The organism is Bacillus sp. TH19, assembly GCF_016651075.1.
GTDB classification, from domain to species: Bacteria; Bacillota; Bacilli; order Bacillales; family Bacillaceae_G; genus Bacillus_A; species Bacillus_A mycoides.
In genome coordinates this window covers 2,343,982-2,365,160 of record NZ_JAEKEO010000007.1, presented here as the reverse complement: position 1 = coordinate 2,365,160, position 21,179 = coordinate 2,343,982, and the positions used below count along the sequence as shown (strand labels likewise).

General features: G+C 34.6%; 17 protein-coding genes and 3 pseudogenes. 8 read left to right on the top strand and 12 right to left on the bottom strand.

The genetic code is table 11. From position 1 onward, the window contains the following. Positions 1-32: 32 nt before the first annotated feature. Positions 33-2,342, bottom strand: a complete 2,310-nt coding sequence (locus JFU54_RS15940; RefSeq protein ID WP_201065276.1) for an AAA domain-containing protein — start codon at positions 2,340-2,342, stop codon at positions 33-35. A gap of 111 nt (positions 2,343-2,453) precedes the next feature. Between JFU54_RS15940 and JFU54_RS15935 the strand changes: the two genes are divergently transcribed. From JFU54_RS15935 to JFU54_RS15920, 4 genes and pseudogenes are all read left to right on the top strand, one after another. After that, positions 2,454-2,846: a VOC family protein gene (locus JFU54_RS15935; protein WP_201065274.1), complete on the top strand. Its 393-nt coding sequence runs from the start codon at positions 2,454-2,456 to the stop codon at positions 2,844-2,846. 126 nt (positions 2,847-2,972) lie between these two features. Continuing rightward, positions 2,973-3,296: pseudogene (locus JFU54_RS15930) on the top strand (hypothetical protein). Positions 3,297-3,952: 656 nt separating this feature from the next. Beyond that, positions 3,953-4,969 (top strand): hypothetical protein, encoded by a 1,017-nt coding sequence (locus JFU54_RS15925; protein WP_201065271.1) that lies wholly within the window; start codon positions 3,953-3,955, stop codon positions 4,967-4,969. 305 nt (positions 4,970-5,274) lie between these two features. Then, positions 5,275-5,757: a PRK06770 family protein gene (locus JFU54_RS15920; protein WP_201065268.1), complete on the top strand. Its 483-nt coding sequence runs from the start codon at positions 5,275-5,277 to the stop codon at positions 5,755-5,757. Positions 5,758-6,383: 626 nt separating this feature from the next. Here JFU54_RS15920 and JFU54_RS15915 read toward each other — a convergent pair. Further along, positions 6,384-6,689 carry a monooxygenase gene (locus JFU54_RS15915; protein WP_201065265.1) on the bottom strand — a complete coding sequence of 102 codons (306 nt, stop codon included), beginning with the start codon at positions 6,687-6,689 and terminating at the stop codon, positions 6,384-6,386. A gap of 367 nt (positions 6,690-7,056) precedes the next feature. Then, positions 7,057-7,806, bottom strand: coding sequence for a class I SAM-dependent methyltransferase (locus JFU54_RS15910; protein WP_201065262.1), 750 nt, complete (start codon positions 7,804-7,806; stop codon positions 7,057-7,059). Between the two features lie 234 nt (positions 7,807-8,040). Between JFU54_RS15910 and JFU54_RS15905 the strand changes: the two are divergent. Further along, positions 8,041-8,205 (top strand): annotated as a pseudogene (locus JFU54_RS15905) (IS4 family transposase); the annotation flags it as partial. Positions 8,206-8,388: 183 nt separating this feature from the next. Here JFU54_RS15905 and JFU54_RS15900 read toward each other — a convergent pair. The 4 genes and pseudogenes from JFU54_RS15900 to JFU54_RS15885 form a co-directional block, all read right to left on the bottom strand. Continuing rightward, entirely contained in the window at positions 8,389-8,895 is a 507-nt protein-coding gene (locus tag JFU54_RS15900; RefSeq protein WP_000470557.1) for a GNAT family N-acetyltransferase, read from the bottom strand. A 249-nt stretch (positions 8,896-9,144) separates the two neighbouring features. After that, a pseudogene (locus tag JFU54_RS15895) lies at positions 9,145-9,288 on the bottom strand (ABC transporter ATP-binding protein); the annotation flags it as partial. A gap of 409 nt (positions 9,289-9,697) precedes the next feature. After that, positions 9,698-12,895 carry a bifunctional P-450/NADPH--P450 reductase gene (cypD, locus tag JFU54_RS15890; protein WP_201065259.1) on the bottom strand — a complete coding sequence of 1,066 codons (3,198 nt, stop codon included), beginning with the start codon at positions 12,893-12,895 and terminating at the stop codon, positions 9,698-9,700. Between the two features lie 504 nt (positions 12,896-13,399). After that, complete coding sequence (locus JFU54_RS15885; RefSeq protein WP_201065256.1) at positions 13,400-14,878, bottom strand: DHA2 family efflux MFS transporter permease subunit; 1,479 nt, start codon at positions 14,876-14,878, stop codon at positions 13,400-13,402. Between the two features lie 523 nt (positions 14,879-15,401). Between JFU54_RS15885 and JFU54_RS15880 the strand changes: the two genes are divergently transcribed. Then, positions 15,402-15,998: a hypothetical protein gene (locus tag JFU54_RS15880; RefSeq protein WP_201065241.1), complete on the top strand. Its 597-nt coding sequence runs from the start codon at positions 15,402-15,404 to the stop codon at positions 15,996-15,998. A 155-nt stretch (positions 15,999-16,153) separates the two neighbouring features. Here JFU54_RS15880 and JFU54_RS15875 read toward each other — a convergent pair whose 3' ends face one another. Beyond that, entirely contained in the window at positions 16,154-16,477 is a 324-nt protein-coding gene (locus JFU54_RS15875; protein ID WP_201065238.1) for a PepSY domain-containing protein, read from the bottom strand. A 20-nt stretch (positions 16,478-16,497) separates the two neighbouring features. Then, positions 16,498-16,968 (bottom strand): hypothetical protein, encoded by a 471-nt coding sequence (locus tag JFU54_RS15870; RefSeq protein ID WP_201065235.1) that lies wholly within the window; start codon positions 16,966-16,968, stop codon positions 16,498-16,500. A gap of 176 nt (positions 16,969-17,144) precedes the next feature. Between JFU54_RS15870 and JFU54_RS15865 the strand changes: the two genes are divergently transcribed. After that, positions 17,145-17,819: a response regulator transcription factor gene (locus JFU54_RS15865; RefSeq protein ID WP_201065232.1), complete on the top strand. Its 675-nt coding sequence runs from the start codon at positions 17,145-17,147 to the stop codon at positions 17,817-17,819. Continuing rightward, positions 17,816-19,189 carry a sensor histidine kinase gene (locus JFU54_RS15860; protein ID WP_201065229.1) on the top strand — a complete coding sequence of 458 codons (1,374 nt, stop codon included), beginning with the start codon at positions 17,816-17,818 and terminating at the stop codon, positions 19,187-19,189. Before JFU54_RS15865 ends, JFU54_RS15860 begins: the two co-directional genes overlap by 4 nt. 236 nt (positions 19,190-19,425) lie before the next feature. On the opposite strand, the gene JFU54_RS15855 is transcribed toward JFU54_RS15860, so the two are convergent. The 3 genes from JFU54_RS15855 to JFU54_RS15845 all read right to left on the bottom strand — a co-directional run bounded on the left by JFU54_RS15855 (position 19,426) and on the right by JFU54_RS15845 (position 20,894). After that, positions 19,426-19,824: a DUF1259 domain-containing protein gene (locus tag JFU54_RS15855; protein WP_201065227.1), complete on the bottom strand. Its 399-nt coding sequence runs from the start codon at positions 19,822-19,824 to the stop codon at positions 19,426-19,428. A gap of 327 nt (positions 19,825-20,151) precedes the next feature. Beyond that, the gene (locus tag JFU54_RS15850; RefSeq protein WP_000441003.1) at positions 20,152-20,313 is read right to left on the bottom strand and encodes a hypothetical protein; all 162 of its coding nucleotides are present in this window, start codon (positions 20,311-20,313) and stop codon (positions 20,152-20,154) included. A gap of 365 nt (positions 20,314-20,678) precedes the next feature. Further along, positions 20,679-20,894 carry a hypothetical protein gene (locus tag JFU54_RS15845; RefSeq protein WP_002017170.1) on the bottom strand — a complete coding sequence of 72 codons (216 nt, stop codon included), beginning with the start codon at positions 20,892-20,894 and terminating at the stop codon, positions 20,679-20,681. Positions 20,895-21,179 lie beyond the last annotated feature (285 nt).

Below are 21,179 nucleotides of genomic sequence, written 5' to 3'. Positions count from 1 at the left end.
CCAGGCAAAAGTCAAGGAATTCCTATCTGAATTTACCGAATATCTAAAAAACCTTTTAATACGCCAATTGTTTCAGGTGCTTGTAATCTTGCACATATGTACGGAAATTCCATACTACCTTCAAACATCATTTGAGATGTAAGAGGTGCTCCTGCCCAAAAGATTTCATCATCGATTACGATAAACGGGAATGCTTTATTTTGTCTTTGTAACTTTACATTTTTTAACGGAACTGGTCCATCACTATACACTGTTATTTGCGCATTTGTACGCATTAACGCTTGCCAGACTCGCTTATCTACTTGCCTTGTACTTGGAAGTGAAATGATAATTTTTCGTTTTGCAGCTAAAATATCTTTCAATAACCCTTTCGGTTCTTCAAGATTCATTTCCATAAACCAGCGTAAACGTTTCGAGATTTTTCGCTCCCACAATTGTCTTGATGTCGTGCGATCATACACATCTCCGTGACGTTCTATATGAGCTGTTAATTGCGATAACGCTTGTTTTCTCGAAAGGTTTTTACGCATATAATGGCAATCTGATAATTGAATGAACTTCCCTCTCGCTCTCGTTACTGCAACGTTGACGAGGCGATGATTTTTATGGTCAAAGAATAACACGCCAGGTCGTTCTTGCGGATAACTATCAACCGTATCAAATATCATCATATCTCTTTCAGAACCTTGGAATTTATGAACCGTCGCCGCTAAAACTGGTATGTTTTGATATTTCGTTCTCTGCAACATTTCTCTAATGCACGTTGATAAAAAGCGGGACTGTGCCCTGTAAGGCGTAACTACACCGATAGATTGAACACCGTCTAACAATCCAATTAACATCATTTGCATCGCTACTAAACCAGACATAATATTAAAACGAGAACCGGAAGCAGCGTCTTTTAAAGAAAAGGCTCCCATTAAGCTCGTATCAAATAAAACACTCGCCTCATTTGCGAACGGTTGCAGTTTCGCAAGTTCTTTACGCTCTGAAACAGATGGATGATCGTACACTCTATTTTTATAAATAAATGAATTCGTAAACTTCGATATATCCGTATGCATACGTCTTTGCTCCTGCAGCATAAAAAGGTTCGGATGTGCTTCTGATTTATTTACAGAATCAACAATCCCTGCATGATAAAACATATCTTCACCGAGCCATTTTCGAACGAGTTCATGGTTCGCCATCGCAATCGGAGGTAACTGTAAAAAGTCACCACAAACGACAATACGTTTCCCAAGTGAAGCAGCTAATGCGATTTGCGGAACATAAGCCATACTTACTTCATCTACGACAACTAAATCAAATGTACGCTCATAAATAAGTGAATCAATTGCACATTTCGATAAAGTCGCACCGATTACTTTCGCATTTTCAATGTATTCTTTTTCTACTTCTTTAATTTTCGCTTTTTGCTTTCGAAGATCACTTTCAATCTCTTGTATACGCTTCCTATCAGCAGAAGTCGCTTTATATGATAAAATCTTTTCACGAAGATCTTGTCGTGTCTCTTCTAAATAGAGTCTTTCTTCTCCCCAAGATCCATTCGTCGTTTCAACTAACTTCGATGCAAGTAACGTTTCATGATTTCGTATATGTTCATGTTGACTATAACCGTAACGAACAATTTCGCCAGGCGTCCATTTCTTTTTCTTCTCAATTTGCTTCGTTACTTCACTCATTAATACGTCTACTGCCGCATTACTATGAGCTAACACAAGTACCGATTTTCCTTTTTGATAATGAGCCGAAATAATACGTGATAAATTGTATGACTTCCCTGTTCCCGGTGGTCCCCACACGTACGTTGTTGGATTGTAAAAAGAACGATACGCCAATTCATTTTTCGTATTTTTCATCTTTTCAATATGTTTCGGACTGCTCGTCCCATCAACAAGACGCTTTATACGATTACGTTTTAGCTTATCTTTATGTGCCTCTTTCAATCGCTCTTGTAGTTGTTCTAACAATTGCCACGGTTCACTGTATAAAACCGCTTCTCGTATTTCACCTTGTATATAATCATTTAATTTCAGTTCTATTTCTAATCCATGTACAGATAATACTTCCCCTGTCGCTTCCTCACCATCGAACTCAATTCGAATTGGTGAACCTTCAGGTAAGCTTACTTCCGAAATAAGCTGAAATACGTATACTGTACTTTCATAATCTGTATATAAAAAACGACCGTTCATGATAGAAATTTTACTACCACCTATCGTTTTCCAATGTTTAATTTCATATGCTAACGCATAATGCCACTCTTTCATTGTTTCCGATAATGAAGGAGTTTGAGTAGTTGTATTCATCGTATAATCTCCTTCCTTCTCCCCAAACATACTTTCTCACTATACCATATAACACGCTAAAATTTGTAAGGTTTTTATCTTGCTTATTTTCTTAATTTTCAATAATATATTGTATATAATTTTCAGAAAGAAGGAGTGCACATGCCAGTTAGAAGAATCGAACACGTCGGACTTATGGTCACAAATTTAGAAACATCTATTTCATTTTATGAAAAAGTAGTTGGCTTACAACTTATTAAGCGCATGGGACATCCAAACCCAAACTTAAAGCTCGCATTTTTAGGCGTAGAAGAATCAAAAGAAACGATACTTGAACTCATTGAAGGCTACAACTCTTCTCTTCCGGCAGAAGGAAAAGTACATCACATTTGCTTTAAAGTGGATTCATTAGAGGATGAAATTGAAAGAATACAGAAACACAAAGTAACCTTTTTACTAGGAGAAGAAATTGAAACATTACCAGATGGAACACGTTACATATTCTTCGCTGGTCCTGACGGAGAGTGGATTGAGTTTTTTGAGACGGAGAGATAAAGTAAAACTTTAAAATAGAAAAGGAGCCGGAATTCCGGCCCTTGTTTTTAACTAGTAACAATAAAACATATCTTCAATCCGAAGGCTTACCTATATTAAAAACAATCATTTTATTAGGAGTAAAGAATGATAAATACAATCTATATTATTGTCTTTTGGATACTTATACTCTTTCCAATCCTGTATGTAATTAAGATAAAGCATTGAAATTTAAAAGTAGCTGCCGTATTTTTTGGAAGAATTTTATTAAGTATTATCTTTTTCATAAATGGAATAGTGTTAGGTCTGCAACGGGAGTGGGTAGAGCCTCCCTATGAAACAGAATGGGATTTCTTTATAAAGTCTTTATTACACGGTAAAACTGATGCACTTATACACTTGTTACTTCTAATTATTATCATTACTTTGGATTTAGTAATTATATTTTATTATGTTAATAAAAAGAAATAGGATGTTCTCTTCTATTTCTTTTCTTAATGTGGTGCTACCCCAAATATAAGTATTGAGTCAATGTATTCATCTCAAAGCGTAAAAAAAGACACAATGGAAAGTGTCTTTTTTACGTTGACATGCTATGAAAGAAGATGTAGTGATTAATCATAGTTTGTTGGATTCTTCTTGGTTGATATTAGTATAACATTATCATTAGTGATTTTAAATACAATTATTCATATATGAGAATTTAGTTACATTGAGCTTGTAGCTATGTTTTTTCTTCTTATATATGGTGCATAACTTGAAATTGTATAATGTCCTTCCATAAATCCTCCCTCATTGAAGTAGAAGGAACATCTATACTAGGAAACAAAAAAGGAACATTTTAATAATAGAACTAGATTTTATAGTAAAATAGATACCATGGTATGAATGTACGTTTTAGATATGAGCCCAATGAACCATATGCTTATAGAATTGAGAAAGACCTTAAAACAAATAAGTTATATATATTAAGATAGTAATACTTCAAGCAGTATAGTTGGAAACGTCAGGAACTTAAATGTTTTAAGATTCAAACTATATAAAAGATAAAGTATACGACTAAGGAAAAGAAGGTTTTGTAGTGTGCTGCACATTCAAGAATTAATTCTTACGTAGGGAGTGCTTATATGCAAAGTTTGAAACATGTAATATTGCTAGTATTATGTTTCTTATGTCTAAGTGGTTGTAACCAAGAAAATGGCGCTGAGGTACAAGAATATATAAAAGAAAAACACGGTATTGATGTTGTTGTAACAGATTGGAGCTCTATAAATGAAAATAACGGTGGTAATACATACCATACTGTGCAAGAAAAAAATAACAAATATCTAAAATTCCGAGTAAAGGTACAAGGTCTCCTCTATTCAAATCCAGTAGGTGATGAATACCAATATGGAAAAAAAACATATGAGGAATATAAGAAATTCAAACCAACTCTAGAAGAAATGAAAAAATTAGGCTACGTGGAATCTGAAACGGAAAATGCTCTTCAATATATTTTAGATAATAAAGATCCAGATGAAGGAAAACCAACTAATGAATTATTATTAACTTTGCAAATGAGTAACGAGATTGACTTTAGCCAATTGGATTCAGTTGAAATAGATCGTTTATATGCTCTATTTCAACTCATTCAGGAGAATAATAAAAAGATAACAGAACTAGAGATTAAGGATCAAAACGGTGAATCTTTAGACGGACCTTTTAAAAATGTACAAAAAATAATAACAAAAGAAGAACTGTTACAAACAATGAAATCTACGATGTCAGATGCCATAAACAAATATTGGGGAAATTGGATTAGAACGCACACCAAAGTAGAAGAAAGATTACATGAAATGCAAAACGATCGATTTGCATTTCAAAGTATTACTTATTCAAGTTCAGATGATGAGGATAGTCGAAAATATTTAGTGACTTTAGTTATTAATACCACCAATAATATATTTGAAAACAATCCCCCTTTAATTGAGGATTTAATCAAAGTAACCACAATCCTTAAAGAAGAACTATATAATAAAAACTTTAACATCTATTTAACCAATAAGACAGGGACAATAAATGAAAATTGGTTATCGTCAAAAGAAATCAAAGAAGCAAATAATATCGAAGATTTTGTAAAAGAAAGAGATCCTGCCAATTAAATTTAAAGTCCTTTTCATGTTTGTTATTTAATGTGAATGCACAATATTTCGAAGTCTCAACCCAGACTAAAAATCACATGTATTTTTGAAAGAAAACTGCTTATATTTTCGTTTTGAAGTATTTACTTTTCATAGCTTGATGGTGATGGGGTAGCGCCCTCAAGCTATGATTTTTAATTCCCCCCAGAACGAAAACATTAAGCATCATTGACTACTGATAATGATGCTTAATGTAGATCACACAGTTAGATAGCGATATACAGCTCTTCTTTTATGGTACACTTCAATAAAAGGGGGGACGAGGTTTGAAAAAGTGGATTAAAATCACATCAAGCTTAGTTATTGCTATAGCAGTTGGTATTTTTACTGGTTACAAAGTTGGTACGTATGCAGGTTCAGACGTTAAGGACAAGCAGACTGAGAGAATTAAAGGGGACGAGGTAATACTTGACCTCAATTCTGATCATCATATAATCAATGCAATGCACAAAATGACTCATCAAAAAGTACTATCTCACGAAAAGCAAGGATTTATTAAAATGACTCCAGAAAACATCGAAAAAGTACGTCGAGCAATTGATGAAAGTAATAGTGGAACCTTACAACATAAAGAACAGTACCTCAAGATTTTGGTTCGCTGGTATGAAGGCGATTTCTCTCAATCGGTTGAGGAGCATAATTTATTATGGGAATGGGACAATAACAGCACTGGTAAAGCATACAAATTAGCGACACCGGAACAAGAAGAAGCATACATTCTAGAACAAGCGAAGTCTGAAAAACAATAAAGGTGTATTGTCACATCGGTATCAAACTAATAAAAAGAGATGCCCCTAAAATAAAAAAACACGCTACTCTTTCTGTAGATTGATAGGAAAGGATAGCGATGAGATATTCCCTCTATTTGTCCCGTATCGATACGCGAGAAACAATATTATTTATTATACGCCAAAGCAATAACAAAAACGGACCTGTTATCAGGTCTCTTCTCGCATTTTACTGTTATATTCCTTTAAAAATAACTTAATTCATACAACTTCCGTTACTCCTAGTTACTAAATAATAGTTATGTTCATAATCTTGCAACATGTATAGATGGGTATATATGTTATAATCAACTTAGCAAATTACAAATAAATTTGCATTTCCTGTGCCCCTTACCTCCCAGTAAGGGGCGTACCTTTTTATAAATAACTATTTCAGTACAACTTTTTTCGCAGTACTTTCACGTCAATTTCACAAATGTAAGAACTCTCATATGTTAGACTTAGTACAACCTTTTCCAAGGAACTATATACCGATACACGAATCCCTATTTATATAGGGATTTTTTTATAAAGGAAGAATTCAAAAAAGAAGGGATTATCCCCTCTTTTTTACGATTGCTCCGACTGGTGGAATTACGTGTCCTTTATTATTTACTATAACCATGATTCAGTTTAGTTAACTTTTCATTGATGTGAAAAATTCTTACTCTAATATCTTTAACACCGAATGTTTGAAGTCTATTCTTGTGCATTTCTCCATATTTTTCAGCATCTTGTTTTTCTTCAAATACATAGATGCCTCCAGCTTCTTTCGTTTCTTGATTCTCCGTCCATATTTTCCAATGGAATCCTTCTTCTTCATTAATACTTTTTGCTAAATCCCAAAATGCTTTTTCCATTTCTTCTCCAAAAGGACCTTCAAACGGAAAGTCAACTTGTAATAAATATGCCATTTTCACTCACTCCTATGTTCAATATTTTTCAATTCGAATGATGGTAATATCTTAAATGAGTACTGCTATTATTCCTGCACTCATTTGAAATTTCACCCGCATTTTCACAACCCCCCACTGATTATTAGCCTTCACCAATCGGGCTTTTACGGGCAGCCCGACTCCCACCTAACTCCCTCGCATTCGCCGAATTTTGAGGTAGGAGTCTTACTGCCCGTTAATGCGGGATAAAATAATTAAAAAATGATAGCAACTTGAACGCATACAGTTTAACGGCTTTAGGTTATGTTTTAAAAAAACAGCCATTCCTTAGTGAAACGGCTGTTTTCGTAATTCAATAAAAGCTCCCAGATTGCGGTAGATATTTTTAAATATTATTTTGTTTTTTTGACTTGATTATAATAAAAGATGGACTTCGCGATTCGTTTATTAAATCTGGCATTTTCTCTATCCCTGCCAAAGTTGATTGTGGTTCGATTATTTTATCCAGAGAAAGCCCGTGTTCAATTAAAGTATTTATTAATGTGGCAACAGTTCTATGATAAATAACCACACTATCGTCAACAAACCAGTTGTGTACTCTGATTCCTTCTTCTTGATAATTATCTAATGCCCAGTGTGATTTATTACCATCCTCAGTTTTTATCCAATGGTTGCTTCCTTTGCGAGCTGTTGCTATTGGATGTTCTGTTGAAAAGATAAATTCACCACTGCTTTTTAATAGTGCATTAATCTTTTGAATCATTGCCGAGTAATCTTCAATGTAATGTATAGAGAGGGAACTTATAATCAGGTCGAACTTTTGATTGGCTAGTCCCATATCCTCCATAGGAAGACACATAAATTCTATGTTATCATCCTGATTTAACTTTTTAGCACGTTCAATCATATTTTTGGATATGTCTACACCTATTACGTTTTTTGCACCATTTTCTATACAATACTTTGAAAAATGACCATCACCGCAACCCAAGTCTAATACCGATTTTCCTTTCAAACACAGAATTAATGATTTGATTGCTGGCTGTTCTATGAAGTCATTAGCATTTATTCCACTTTCACGCAACGCTGTGTAGTTTTTGAAGAAATTCGGATTATCGTAAACATTTTGTTTCACTTACATCACTCCTCTGATAAGGTTTTCATAGATTAAGCTGACTTCTGTTTCCAAATTATCATACTAACCATAAAAATTTTGTCATCCTTTTATTATAGTAATGTTTTTTAGGAAGATATCTCGAACTCAATACTTTCACAATCCTGCCCGTTTGCTGAATAATCTGCTGTAAATATTATACCGTATTAAGAAAATTAACCTTTATTTTAATTAAAAGCAACAATCTTTACGAAAAGAGCCTTACAAAAAGATACCCAAGAATTAACAAAGATATTGTTTCGTCTGTTTAATCACTTACAGAAAAACGGACAAAAATCCCATAGATATGAGAGGGAAACAGTCTTTGATATCTTAGGCGTCCTATATAACTTTTCTATGTCTCACAATCATGTAGCGTAATCAAAAAAATTGAAGTCTGATAGGGTTTATTTGTATGCAAATTTTTAAAGAACTTGCACTGGATCTTTAGAAAAAAGAAAAAATCTTACATGAAATTAAACTTATATAATGTTAGCTTGATCGGCATAGAGCACCACCCACATTATAATTATGATTTTGATTTAAATAATGCGTTCTGAGACACTACTCTTCTTCTAAAATAGCGTAATAATATTCATCCCACCATTCATTTCCATGGGGTATACACTTCCTGAAATATCCTTCTCTTCTCATTCCAATTTTCTCCATCAATCGATATGATGGGGTATTTTGTGGCTGACATGTAGCTATAATTCTATGTAATTTCATTTCCTTAAACCCATATTTTAATGTAGCTTGCGCTGCTTCAGAAGCATATCCTTTATTGAAATATTTAGGATTGAATACCCACCCAATCTCATAAGTATGCTCACCAAAATATTTATGAAAAACAATATGACCAATCAGAATATTTTCATCTACCAGTATCACAGGAAAGTTCTCTGCATTTTCACCCATATTTCTATTTACAAAGTTTCTTGTGTCTTCTTCAGTAAAAACTCCTTCGGGTATGTATTTCATAACATTGCTATCTGATGTATACTCATGGACAGCTTGCCAATCTTTGAACTCAAAATTTCGTATTAATAATCTTTCTGCTCTTATAAACATTTACTTTTCTCCTCTCAAAAAATCGTTTCTTTATTTCAAATCCACATTCAATCCTTAAACTAAAAAGAACTTGTAGGAATCTCTGCAAGTTCTTTTTAGTTTAAGGTGAATATATGGGACAAACAAACTATCTTACAGATTCATCATAGAAACTACAGGAATAGTACTTTGACAAATATATCATATAACAAATATTAACATTTTTACATTTCAAAAATTATGTTAATTAAGGGCAAAAATAGCTTTTTCTTAACTATTCTTAATTTCGTTTAATACTAACTTCATTTTACTTAAATAAAATGCTCGATCTGATTTTTTTGCAACTTCTTGTGAATGAGTAACAACAATTACGCATTTACCTTCTTTATGTTCGAGTTCCTGAAACAGGTCAATAAATCCAACTTTATTTTCACACCTAAGTAAATATTCATTTACAGCTCCATTTACATAAAAATGTTATATTGCTTTTCTTACTAATTCATTCATAAATGAATCTTTTCTTAACCCATTTTCAAATCATATCCCCCCAGATTTGTGCGAAGGTTTTGTTGCGTTTAAATGAAAGTCTACTTCTCCCTGATGTTTCCCCTTTTTATTAAGTCAAATCTACCATGTTGTGTATATAAAGCATAAAAACTATTGGATTTTGAATCAACATATACGTCCCTTTTATTTAAAAATAAAAAAAACCCATATTCAATAAAAAATACAGGGTTTTTATAAAGCAGTTTATTTTGTTTACAGTTATACTTAGTCGAAAGAAGTTCGTGAATTAAATATTACTTATCTAATTAAGAAGAATTTAGATTCCGGCCCAAACATCTTTTCCATATCGCCCTTCTTCTTGCACACGATCCAGCCAATTCCTTGCTTCTTGTTCACTGACTTCATGAATTTCTTGATAGGCTTGACAAAGGGTGTCTTCTACGTCAGGAGCCATTTTACTTCCATCACCACATATATAAAGATGCGCCCCATTATCTAATAACGAAATTAAATTGATTCTATCTTGTTTTATTAAATGCTGTACATATGTTTTAGGATATCCTTCTAGGCGAGAAAAAGCTGTGTGTAAAGAGATTAATCCATCTCTTTCATCATTTTCTAGTTCTGTACGATAGAGATAATCCTTTTCAGGATGACGACAACCAAAATATAGATGTGCTTGTCCTAAGTTAATACCTTTTTGCTTTTGAACACGACGCGCTTGCAAGAATCCACGGAATGGTGCAATTCCAGTACCTGGTCCAACCATGATAATTGGTGTTTCTGGATTTTCAGGTAATTGAAAGTTTGATTGTGGCGTTCGAATGAAACAGATAATCTCATCTTTATTATGACGCTGAGCTAAATAATTAGAAGCGACTCCTTCATATGTCCCTACCCCAATCCAAGCAGGTGCATTAACAACACCAACCGTAATGCTCAGACGATCCTGTGCAACGAGTGGAGAGCTTGAAATGGAATAGTAACGCGGTTTGAGCGCAGGAAGAAGTTCTAAAAAGTGTTCAAATCGGATTTCACAAGCCTCATACTTTTCAAGAAGATCCAACATTGACATACGTTTCTTTAATATTTGTTCATGATAAACTCCCTCTTCCAATAATGATTCCAATTCCTTTTTATGAGGAGGGCATGCTGTGAATGTCACCATTTCTCGTATTTGTGCTCGAGTGGCTGCTTCTTGAACTTCTACACTATAACTAAGAAGGTCAAATAAACTAACAGGACTGTCTAAAGGTATGTGATTTACACTTCGTCCACTTGCACTCAATATGACTTGATCCTTCCCATTTAATCCAAAGCGTTTTAAAATTCGGTTGACATTTTTCTCACTATTAATTGGCAGCACCCCAAGGTGGTCACCTTCTTGATACGTAGCGCCTTCTGGCAAGGATATCTCAATATGTCGCGTGCTTCTTTCACTGCTAGATGATTGAAGTTCACGATTTTCTAGTATAGATGCATAAACTGCTTCATATGTTCGCGCAAGAGGAGATCCTCCAAGACGACTAACAAATTGTAAACTTAATGTACTGCGTTCTTTCTCAATGTTTTTGTTAAGTTCCAATCCAAATGCCTTCATCGCATCAGACCACATACTTTGTTTCCATTGCTCGAGCTGTTCCTCGAAATCACCACTTGCATCCGCTTCTCCACGTGTAGAAAATCGTGTTGCTCCTTTTTGAGCCATTTGCTCATCAATGTATCTTGGAATTCGCTGATAGGTACTAACCCAATTATGATCTCCACAACCAAAAACTGCGTATTGAACACCTTTTAGCTCATCCGGTTTTAATTCCTCCAACCACTGCACAAACTGTCCTGCATTACTTGGTGGTTTTCCATTATAAGAAGAAGTTACAATAAGAACCGCCCCTTCTTTTGGCAGACTTCCAATTCGATCGTTAAGAGCTACCACTTCCGTTTGAACACCTTCTAAACTAGCTGTATCTGCTAGTTCTCTTGCAATACCTTCTGCTACCCCTGTATCCGATCCATACAGAACAAGAAGCGAAAGGTTATCGGCTCCTATAATAGAAGGAGTCTTCAGAACTTGCTGTTCGATTTCATGGTTTTTCAGTTTCTCCTCTATAGGCGCAAGAACAGTAGTATGGCTAATAGTTTGATTTCGGGGTAGAATCCTAATTTTAAAATCACCAGGCTTTAGCGTTAATGTTTGTTTTACGTCCAACTGATAGTCTTGATAATCAATTAATTCAAAATGTTGAAGAAGCATTCCCATTACGAGTGTGGCTTCATGAAGTGCAAACTGCATACCGATACATGCTCGTTGACCATTTCCAAATGGCTTATAAGCATGATGAGGAACCTTATCCAGCTCTTCAAATCGTTCAGGTTGGAATTCTTCCACATTGTCTCCCCATGCATCTTTATCCCTATGTAGTTGTGGAATAAGAACAGAAATACGATCTTCTCCTTTCTTAATTGGATATTTCCCACCAATCACTGTATCTTCTTTTGCATAGAGACTGAATGCTGGAGCAGTAGGCCATAGACGTAACGATTCATTTAAAATCATCCGGATATACTTAAGTTTCATAACTTGTTGGTATGTTGGAGTGGAATCTGTTAAAACCTGATCTACTTCTTCATAGGCTTTTTTCAATTTATCCGGATTCTTTAATAAAAAATAGATTGCAAAAGATAACAATCCACTTGTTGTTTCATGCCCAGCTATTAAAAAAGTGATAATTTGGAAACGAATATTTTCATCATCTAATTTTTCACCAGTGTCTGGATCCTGCACATTTAACATACGGGAAAGTAAATCATTTTCTTCCTGATTTCCACTACTTTTACGTTCAGCAATAATATTATCCACTAAAGAAAACATAGATTGAATATCATGCTGAAATTGACGTTTCGTTCTCCACATGAGTTTGTCTTCTATATCCAGCCGCTGTAATTGGTGCATCGCCTCATCTAGAGCACGGCTCATGCTAGTAATAAAAGGATGAGGGGTCTCACGATAAAAGCTATTAAATCGATAATTAAAACCACATAAACCAATTGTATCCAATGTAAGGCGAGTCATATCCTCCGGTACATCTACGCTTTCATTCGGATTAAGCCGTGCCCATTTTTGAACGAGTTGTACGGCAATATCGACCATCATAGCATGATAATCTTTCATTGCTCGTTGGCTGAATGTAGGCATCAAAATATTATGCGCTTTTTTCCAGTTAGGCTCATGAGTCTCGCTTGTAAATAATCCGTCTCCAGCAAAGGCGCGAACTTTCGCTAAAGCACCCTCTATACTTTTATCAAATCGTGTTTCGTCACAAACTTCTGCTACCAGTTCATGTCCAGAAACGACAATGATGGTATCACTTAAAGTTTGAATTTGAAAAATGGGACCATACTCTTCCGCTATCTTGATAAAAGATAAGGTGGGTTTATCTTTATCGATTAATGGGAGATTCCCCAGCAATCCATATGTTTTCGGTTGAGGAATGGCAGATACTTTTTTATCCATTAAAAACACCCTTTCAAAAAACATGAAATAAAATATCCCATTCAATAAAACGAAGATAGCAATGAATCGCCTGGGATAAAGATATGTAATTGATTACCTTATTTTATCTTTTCCCTAACTATTCACGATTATGATATTGCTTATAAGGTTGGTAATCTAAGTTGTTTGTTGTTATTACATTTATAACTTGCAGAAAAAATACTAAATGAAAATGAAGTGTATTATGATAATGTTTATCATAAATTGAGAGCTAAAGATTGTAGTATTAGGAAAACCAGTAGCTTCTAATGTCAATTCAAACAAATACGATAAATAAGTATACTGTGTTGCTAATGAAAAAGGATCTGATATGAATATCAGATCCTTTTTACTATATATAATTATTTCACTGGTTCTTTTCCAAATTTAAATACCAGCGCCTTAGCAGCAGAAATTCGCATTTCTTCATAGTCTAACTAAACAGTAAAAACTTGTAGGAATCATGATCTAAAGTTTTATTTTTCTCTACCGATTTAACCTCTCGACAGCTTCCGCGCTTGTATCTACACGTTTCACGAAAAAAACTAATAGTAGTGCAACAACATTCATGCCAAGCGCTACATAGAATGAATATTGAATTCCGGATAATAAAGCCTTCTGAGTTAACATTGCCTTCGTAGCCTCTGTGAATGTTGTTGGATCTACATCAGCCATTAGACTTTCAGCTTTTGTTTTTGTTACAGAATTCATAATCGTAACAAGAATAGCAGTACCAATCGAACCGGACACTTGTTGAGCTGTATTATTAACAGCTGTACCATGCGGATTTAAGCGCGTTGGCAACTGATTAAGGCCATTTGTCATAAGCGGCATCATCACCATCGCCATCCCAAACATCCGCAGTGTATAAATAAGAATAATATGTGTGTGACTAGAGTCGAGTTGCAGGTTTGCGAGCATATAAGTTGAAACAGCTGTAATGGAAAGTCCTACTATACCAAGAATCCGAGGGCCATATTTATCAAATAGTTTACCTGTAATGGGTGACATAACCCCCATTATTACCGCACCTGGGAGCATCATCAGCCCAGAGCTCAGTGGAGAAATACCACGGACGTTTTGTACATAAGCTGGTGTTAAAATCATACCCGAAAACATGGCCACTGCGTTAACAATTGCAATTACAGACGCAAGTGCAAACATTGGGTACTTGTAAACACGTAAATCCAATAACGGCTCATTCATTTTTAATTGACGGATAATGAAAGTAATTAGTGCAATAGCGCCTATGATTAAGGTTGTTAAGACAACTTTATTCGTCCAACCGTCGGAGCTTGCAGCACTGAATCCATATAACAAACCGCCAAAACCGACAGAAGATAATAGTAATGAGAGATAATCAAGTTTTGCATTTTTGTTTTGTCTCATGACGTTCTCAGATTTCCAAATCCCTAACAGTAAACTAATGATTGCTAACGGTAAAATCATTTCAAAAAGCAAACGCCAGTCATAATACTCTACAATATAACCTGATAGTGTCGGTCCAATTGCTGGAGCTGTAATCATAACTAATCCAAAAATCCCCATTGCCGTTCCCCTTTTTTCTCTTGGAAAGCTTACTAGCATAATATTCATTAACAAAGGCCCCATGACTGAAGAACCTGCTGCTTGAACCATCCGGCCAGTAAGTAATAAACTAAAGTTCGGTGCTAAAGCCGCTAAGGCCGTACCAAGAATAAAAATCACCATAGATGTAATAAATAAGCTCCTATTGGAGAAGCGGGTTATTAAAAATGCTGATGCCGGAATTAATATACCACTTACAAGCATATACCCTGTAGAAAGCCACTGGATCGTTGAATAATCTTTAATGTCTAAATCCTTCATTATTGATGGCAAGGCTACATTTAAAAGCGAGTTGTTTAGAAATGAAACAAATGCCCCAATAAAAAGGATTACAAGCATTAAATATGGTGGTTTTCTTTTATGTAATGTTTCACTCATATATTTATTTGCCCCTTCATTATAAATTTCATTGATTAGTTTAAATCGTTTGCATATCTGCACAAGAATACATTATCCTTGCAGTATTTTGCCAAACTCTTCGAATGGATATTCTCTTTTTAGCAATTCTATTTGCTCAACATAACATTTTAAAATCTTTTTTATTGATCAAACCTTTATAAACATTTAAATAAGATTTTGAATGAATATTTAAACACGTTTGTTAACCGAAATTAAATTAGGCTGAAATAAACAAAAGGAGCAACTGAGAATACCCTTCTAAAATAAAGTGAAACTTTAATCAGTGGGACTTTTACAGGCAGTCCCCCCAAACTTCTTTGCTTTCGCTGAATTTTGAGGTGGCGGTGTCTTACTGCCCACAAATAGCGGGATAAATCAACAAGACCACACACCCATTCCTTTAAATACGGGCTTGTAAATCTAGTTATGTAACCATCCATAAAAAGGAATATTACATAGGCTAAGTCTAACATTACATTTTTAAAGTGAGGGGAATAAGCTTATGCACCAATATTGGTATTTGAATTCAAATGGAAACGGGGAGCAATATAATAACCAAATTTCAATGTCATCATTACATTCACAACCTCAAATAACTAAAGCTCAGGGAATGGATGGTCTGAAGGTTCCTGAGAATTTGAGTTGTCAAGTCTATCCATTTGGTTGGGATTCACCAGCCAATTATACGGGTTTCACTCCCGAGCCCCCTCCCTTCCCTTTAGGTCAGCCAATCCATTATGCAGGGATGATGCCCCAAGGACATCCTGCTAATTGGGCTCCATTACCAGGCCATGCAGGTTTTAATTTTCAAAAACCTCCCATCCCCTGGCCCCAACCATTCAATCATACAGGGATGTTCGCACAAGGTCATATTGCCGCTTTACTATCACCGCCAGCCAAAGCTTTTAATTTTAATACCAATAATAACTGGGGTGTTTTTGGAAATTCTCCAGGATGGGGAGGACAGATAAATCCCATGGGATGGGGGAATAACGGGCAGCCAGGAATGCTTGGAAACTTACTGACAGCAGGAAAAGGCACCATGAATGGAATCGGAATGCTTAGTAGTCTAATCGGTATGGGGAAGTTCTTCTTTTAGTTAATTAGAACGGGAGGATAGGTCCTTAGCTTTTTATTTAGTACGTAGAAAAATATAATTAACTTCCGTTAACGATAATTATGTAAATAAGCTGCCCATATGGGCAGCTTATTGGATTTTTTCAAATACGTGATATTTTATTTGTCGATATTTTTTTAATCTTCATTATTGATTTCTATTGTACCTGTTCTAGCACTAACCTTTAAAATATTTAATAGATTCTCAGGTGTCTTGATTTCCAATTCATATTCAAATTTAGATTGTGCTAAGTTGTCATCTTCTAATTCGAATTCTTTTTTCACATTAATAATTTCTCCATTTGTATGAGCTAAAGAAATTTCACGAACTTGTTTCTCTGTGTAGTTTTCATTCTTTTTCGCATAATTGTAGCCCATACCATAATATCCACCAACAATAGCAATACCGCTTACTAAAATAGCAATTACACTTATAATTATTTTCTTTTTATGTTTTAACATTTTCATCCACTCCTTAATGATTAATCATCTATTCCAAATCTTGCTTCAAGTGCATTTTCTGCTTGCTCTAATTGATCTTCAAGTATATCTTGTTCTCTTTCTTGTATTTGATATTGTTCAACAGTTATCGTTCCAGCGTGAAAATCTGCTTCTAGCTGATCATCAGATAGATCTATCTTGTCATCTAATTGGTCAATTTCTTTTTTTGCTGCTAAGTACGTATTTAAGTTATCTTCTTTTGCTCCAACTGGTTTCGTATTATTTGCCTTTTCTACAATAGATGTGACTTCGTTTTTGAAATCTTGTGTTTGCTTAGTATCATTCATAGCAGGCCCTGTTTTGTGTGGTTCTTGTTGTAGTTGAGCACCTTCTTTTTGTGATTTATCGTTTTCTACTTTCAGTTGTTGTACTTCTGTATCTTTATCAGCTTGAGTCGAACAAGCTGTTAAGAATAAACAAGACATTGCTCCAATCATCATCCATTTTCCCATTATGTTCTCCTCCCTTTACATGTGCACCTGATCCATGTCTTTATATTACTGAACAAACATTAAAGGAAGATTAATGCGCAAAAAAATAAAATGATATAATTAAATAGTTTCTAATCTTTCTTTAATGTTTCGGAATTATAGTGATACATATAAATAAGAAGAAAAGGAGAATGTTAATGCGGGTTCTTATTGTCGAAGATGAAAAAGACTTACAAAATATATTAGTAAAACGATTAAATGCAGAATATTATAGTGTCGATGGATGTGGGAATGGAGAAGATGCTTTGGATTATATAAGCATGGCTACCTACGATTTGATTGTGCTTGACATTATGATTCCCGGAATAGATGGTTTACAAGTATTACAAAGATTACGTGCGGACAATAATACAACTCCTGTCTTGCTTCTAACAGCTAAAGATACAATTGATGATCGCGTAACAGGACTCGACTTAGGTGCGGACGATTATTTAGTAAAGCCCTTTGTTTTTGATGAGCTGTTAGCAAGAATTCGAGTGTTGATGCGAAGAAAAACAGGAAATACATCTAATGTGTTTGAAATCGCTGACCTAGTGGTGGATTGCAATATGCATAAAGTAACAAGAGGAGATCAAGTTATCAATCTTTCCAGTAAAGAATTTGCTATTTTAGAATATATGATTCGTAATAAAGAAGTTGTGTTGACACGAGATAAAATTGAGCAACATGTGTGGAATTACGACTATGAAGGTGGCTCGAATATTATTGATGTTTACGTCCGCTATCTTCGCAAAAAAATTGATAGCCAGTTTGAAACGAAGTTAATTCATACAGTACGAGGAACTGGTTACGTATTGCGGGTAGAATCATGAAAAGACTATCCATAAAAATGAGAGTGACCCTATGGTATACGGGGCTAGTTGTAATTATTATGGCACTCGTGTTAGCTTTTATTTTAACTTCTTCAGATAAAGTTTTGCTTTTTAATATGAAAAATCAATTGAAGAGCACAGTAAAAGAAAGTGTTGAAGATATCGAATATAAGCATGGGCAGTTAAAGATTGACGATGAATTTGAAGCCTTAGAAGATGGAGTAAATATCATCATTTATAGTAAACAAGGTGAGCTGCTGGCAGGACATAATCCAACAACCTTTAATAAAAAGGTATCGCTTAAATCCGATGAAATACAAACCATTAAAGACGGTAATAAGGAATGGATAGTATATGATTTTCTCCATAATGTAGGCGGCGATGAGCAAGTCTGGGTTCGTGGAATAATGACCATGAATCAATTATCATCGACCATGAATACGCTTATTGTGGTAACACTCATCTCATTTCCATTACTTATTCTCATTGCAGCAGCGGGAGGATATTTTATTACGCAAAGAGCGTTTCGACCTGTGCAACAAATGAGTGATTCAGCCAGTAAAATTGGTGATGGTAAAGACCTTTCGAAGAGAATTAATTTACAAGGTTCATCGAAAGACGAAATGTATCATTTAGCACAAACCTTTGACAAAATGTTTGAGCGATTGGAGACATCATTCGAAAGTGAAAAACAATTTACATCTGACGCATCTCATGAATTAAGAACACCAACATCTGTTATTATTTCGCAATGCGAATACGCTTTATCGCAGAGGAATAATCCGAAAGAAATGGAAGAATCGTTAGAAGTAATTTTAAGGCAATCGCGTAAAATGTCCGCTTTAATCTCGCAACTCTTATTATTAGCACGAGTTGACCAAGAAAAGCATAATACTTTTCAATTTGAATGTATCAATATGAGTGAATTAACGGAAATCGTTGTAGAAGAGCTTTCATTAATGGTTCAAGAAGCTTCGATTAATATAACAACACATATAGAGGAAGACCTGTTTATTAAAGCAGATCAAACATTGATGATGCGTTTATTAATGAATTTACTAACGAATGCGATTGCTTATAGCAAAGCGAACGGCACTGTGAATATGCAACTGTTCCGGGATGAAACCAACATAATAGGTAAAGTCTCCGATAATGGCATAGGCATCAGCGAGCAACATATTGCGAAAATATGGGACCGCTTCTATCGAGTTGACGCAGCACGAACATCTTCAAACAATGGAAACACAGGTTTAGGATTGTCGATGGTAAAATGGATTATAGAACTACACGGAGGAGAAATTACCGTTGAAAGTGAATTAGGAGAAGGCAGTACTTTTACATTTAAACTACCTATTGAAAACCGAGCATAATGTATGCTCGGTTTTAGCTTTAGAATAAAGATTGATTAAAAAGCTCTCTTCAGTCATTATTTAAAAGTAAATACAAAAACTCCATTTTGAAAAAAAGCGATCAAAATGGAGTTACTCTTTTTAGCTATATATGAGATTTTATAAAACTATCTACTTAAATCTATTTTCCAAGTATACCATTCAACAATCTGAAATATTCTAATCAACACAATCACTCATTTAACTAAAAAAATTGGTTAATTGCATAATGCTCTTCTGACTTTCCTTGCAAAAATTAGTGGATCATCAACGTCTTCGATATTAACGTAAATTAAATTTGGATCATCACATAACCACTCATTGTGTATAGACGAAACAATTATTCCTTGTTTAATAATCGTAGCAACAAATTCAGTGACTTCCTTTTGTAAGAGTGCTACCCGCCCTAGACATAATGCCCGTCCAGTTTTATTATCTCGTGATTCGAATGAGAAGGAAGTTGTTACTCTAAAACGTTTCCCCAAGATTGTTGCTTGCATTTCATCTCGATTTATTGTTGCCACGCATTTTCCACCGGCGAATCCTTCTTGGCCGCCGATAATTCTTGCAAACTGTTGACAAATTAATTCATCATTAATCGCCATGCCTTTAATCATCCCCCCTTTTACTGTTAGGTTATGAATGAATACATCGGTCTGAAACGGTAATGAATCTATTCTATTACAAAAAAGATAATGGCAATCAACGAAAACTGTTAGCTCAATTATTCTTGATTATTTGAATTAACTCGGCTATATATGTTAAGACATTTTTAGAGAGCATAAAAAAGACACCCTAAGGTGCCATCCTCCGACTTGAGAATCATATCTATGTATGGAGAAATTTAGAAAAGAGAAACTTCTAACTATAACTTATAGAGCTCTTATACCATGAATTACTTACATACATATTTCCTTATTTACCCGAAGAAGAATCCCGTTATATTACTTTCTGATCAGTCTCGTTAAAGCCATCCCAATAAATCCAGCACCCATCCCTATTAGCCATCCAGCATGAGTATCACCTAATATAGATCCCACTCCTCCGCCAAGAAACATGCAGCCAACGAATACTAATCCTCCAATTCCCCAATTCGGCCGTTCCATAATTCAATCACATCCCTTCAATAAAACATATGCGATTAACTAGCCTAACTTTCTTGCATGAGATAGTTAATTATTTTGCTAGAGATGGTATCGTTATTCTGCATAGGTTCAGCCACTTTTAGTGAATTCAAAAAAAGCGTGATTGACCGATTTGAAAGGATTTAACCTTGTCATTAGAGGATACATAAAAACCTGACAATTAATCAAAATAGATCATGCACTATGAAATAAAGTGAAACTTTAATCAGCTCCCAACAAACTTCTGTACCCACCTAAATTTTGAGCTGGGAGTTTTACTTTCCACAAATAGTAAGAAGCTAAATATATAATGAAGCCCCAGAAATCCAAAGGTCTCTGGGGCTTCATTATATATTTAGCTCTTTTTGCTTTTTGTTTTGTTTATGTCTATGCAGCAATTTTCGACTTATGAGAGAAATCAGTAATAAGATCAGTATTAGTACGAAAAGTTGCATAAATGATAAATCAAAATATTTAGCACCTGTAACTATTAAAAGTGTAGAAATCGTACCTTTTACAATGAAAAAAATAATAATCCATAATCCGCCTTTTTTCCAGTTCATTTTTATTTTACCCTTTCCTACGCTTAAATTCTTAAATGGGACACCTTAATAGAAATCTATTATATTAATAAAAAAGTAAACTTTTTCACAAAAATCATGTCCAATTACATGCGACGATTTCATAATAAATGAAAATGATATTCAGTGTCAATTTTATTGACTATTTGAATATCTATTTATCATCTCAATCTCTTTCTACTTCGTTTCTTATAGGCAATGAACTCTTGTTTTCAAATAAAAAACACCTCCATTGAATCTGCACACTAAATATGCGAATTCAAGAGG

What these genes read in the sequence shown, in the direction of transcription:
- JFU54_RS15940 (WP_201065276.1), bottom strand. Translation starts at nt 2,342, where the DNA reads ATGTTTGGGGAGAAGGAAGGAGATTATACGATGAATACAACTACTCAA.
- JFU54_RS15935 (WP_201065274.1), top strand. Translation starts at nt 2,454, where the DNA reads ATGCCAGTTAGAAGAATCGAACACGTCGGACTTATGGTCACAAATTTA.
- JFU54_RS15925 (WP_201065271.1), top strand. Translation starts at nt 3,953, where the DNA reads ATGCAAAGTTTGAAACATGTAATATTGCTAGTATTATGTTTCTTATGT.
- JFU54_RS15915 (WP_201065265.1), bottom strand. Translation starts at nt 6,689, where the DNA reads ATGGCATATTTATTACAAGTTGACTTTCCGTTTGAAGGTCCTTTTGGA.
- JFU54_RS15900 (WP_000470557.1), bottom strand. Translation starts at nt 8,895, where the DNA reads ATGTTTATAAGAGCAGAAAGATTATTAATACGAAATTTTGAGTTCAAA.
- cypD (WP_201065259.1), bottom strand. Translation starts at nt 12,895, where the DNA reads ATGGATAAAAAAGTATCTGCCATTCCTCAACCGAAAACATATGGATTG.
- JFU54_RS15885 (WP_201065256.1), bottom strand. Translation starts at nt 14,878, where the DNA reads ATGAGTGAAACATTACATAAAAGAAAACCACCATATTTAATGCTTGTA.
- JFU54_RS15880 (WP_201065241.1), top strand. Translation starts at nt 15,402, where the DNA reads ATGCACCAATATTGGTATTTGAATTCAAATGGAAACGGGGAGCAATAT.
- JFU54_RS15875 (WP_201065238.1), bottom strand. Translation starts at nt 16,477, where the DNA reads ATGTTAAAACATAAAAAGAAAATAATTATAAGTGTAATTGCTATTTTA.
- JFU54_RS15870 (WP_201065235.1), bottom strand. Translation starts at nt 16,968, where the DNA reads ATGGGAAAATGGATGATGATTGGAGCAATGTCTTGTTTATTCTTAACA.
- JFU54_RS15865 (WP_201065232.1), top strand. Translation starts at nt 17,145, where the DNA reads ATGCGGGTTCTTATTGTCGAAGATGAAAAAGACTTACAAAATATATTA.
- JFU54_RS15860 (WP_201065229.1), top strand. Translation starts at nt 17,816, where the DNA reads ATGAAAAGACTATCCATAAAAATGAGAGTGACCCTATGGTATACGGGG.
- JFU54_RS15855 (WP_201065227.1), bottom strand. Translation starts at nt 19,824, where the DNA reads ATGATTAAAGGCATGGCGATTAATGATGAATTAATTTGTCAACAGTTT.
- JFU54_RS15850 (WP_000441003.1), bottom strand. Translation starts at nt 20,313, where the DNA reads ATGGAACGGCCGAATTGGGGAATTGGAGGATTAGTATTCGTTGGCTGC.
- JFU54_RS15845 (WP_002017170.1), bottom strand. Translation starts at nt 20,894, where the DNA reads ATGAACTGGAAAAAAGGCGGATTATGGATTATTATTTTTTTCATTGTA.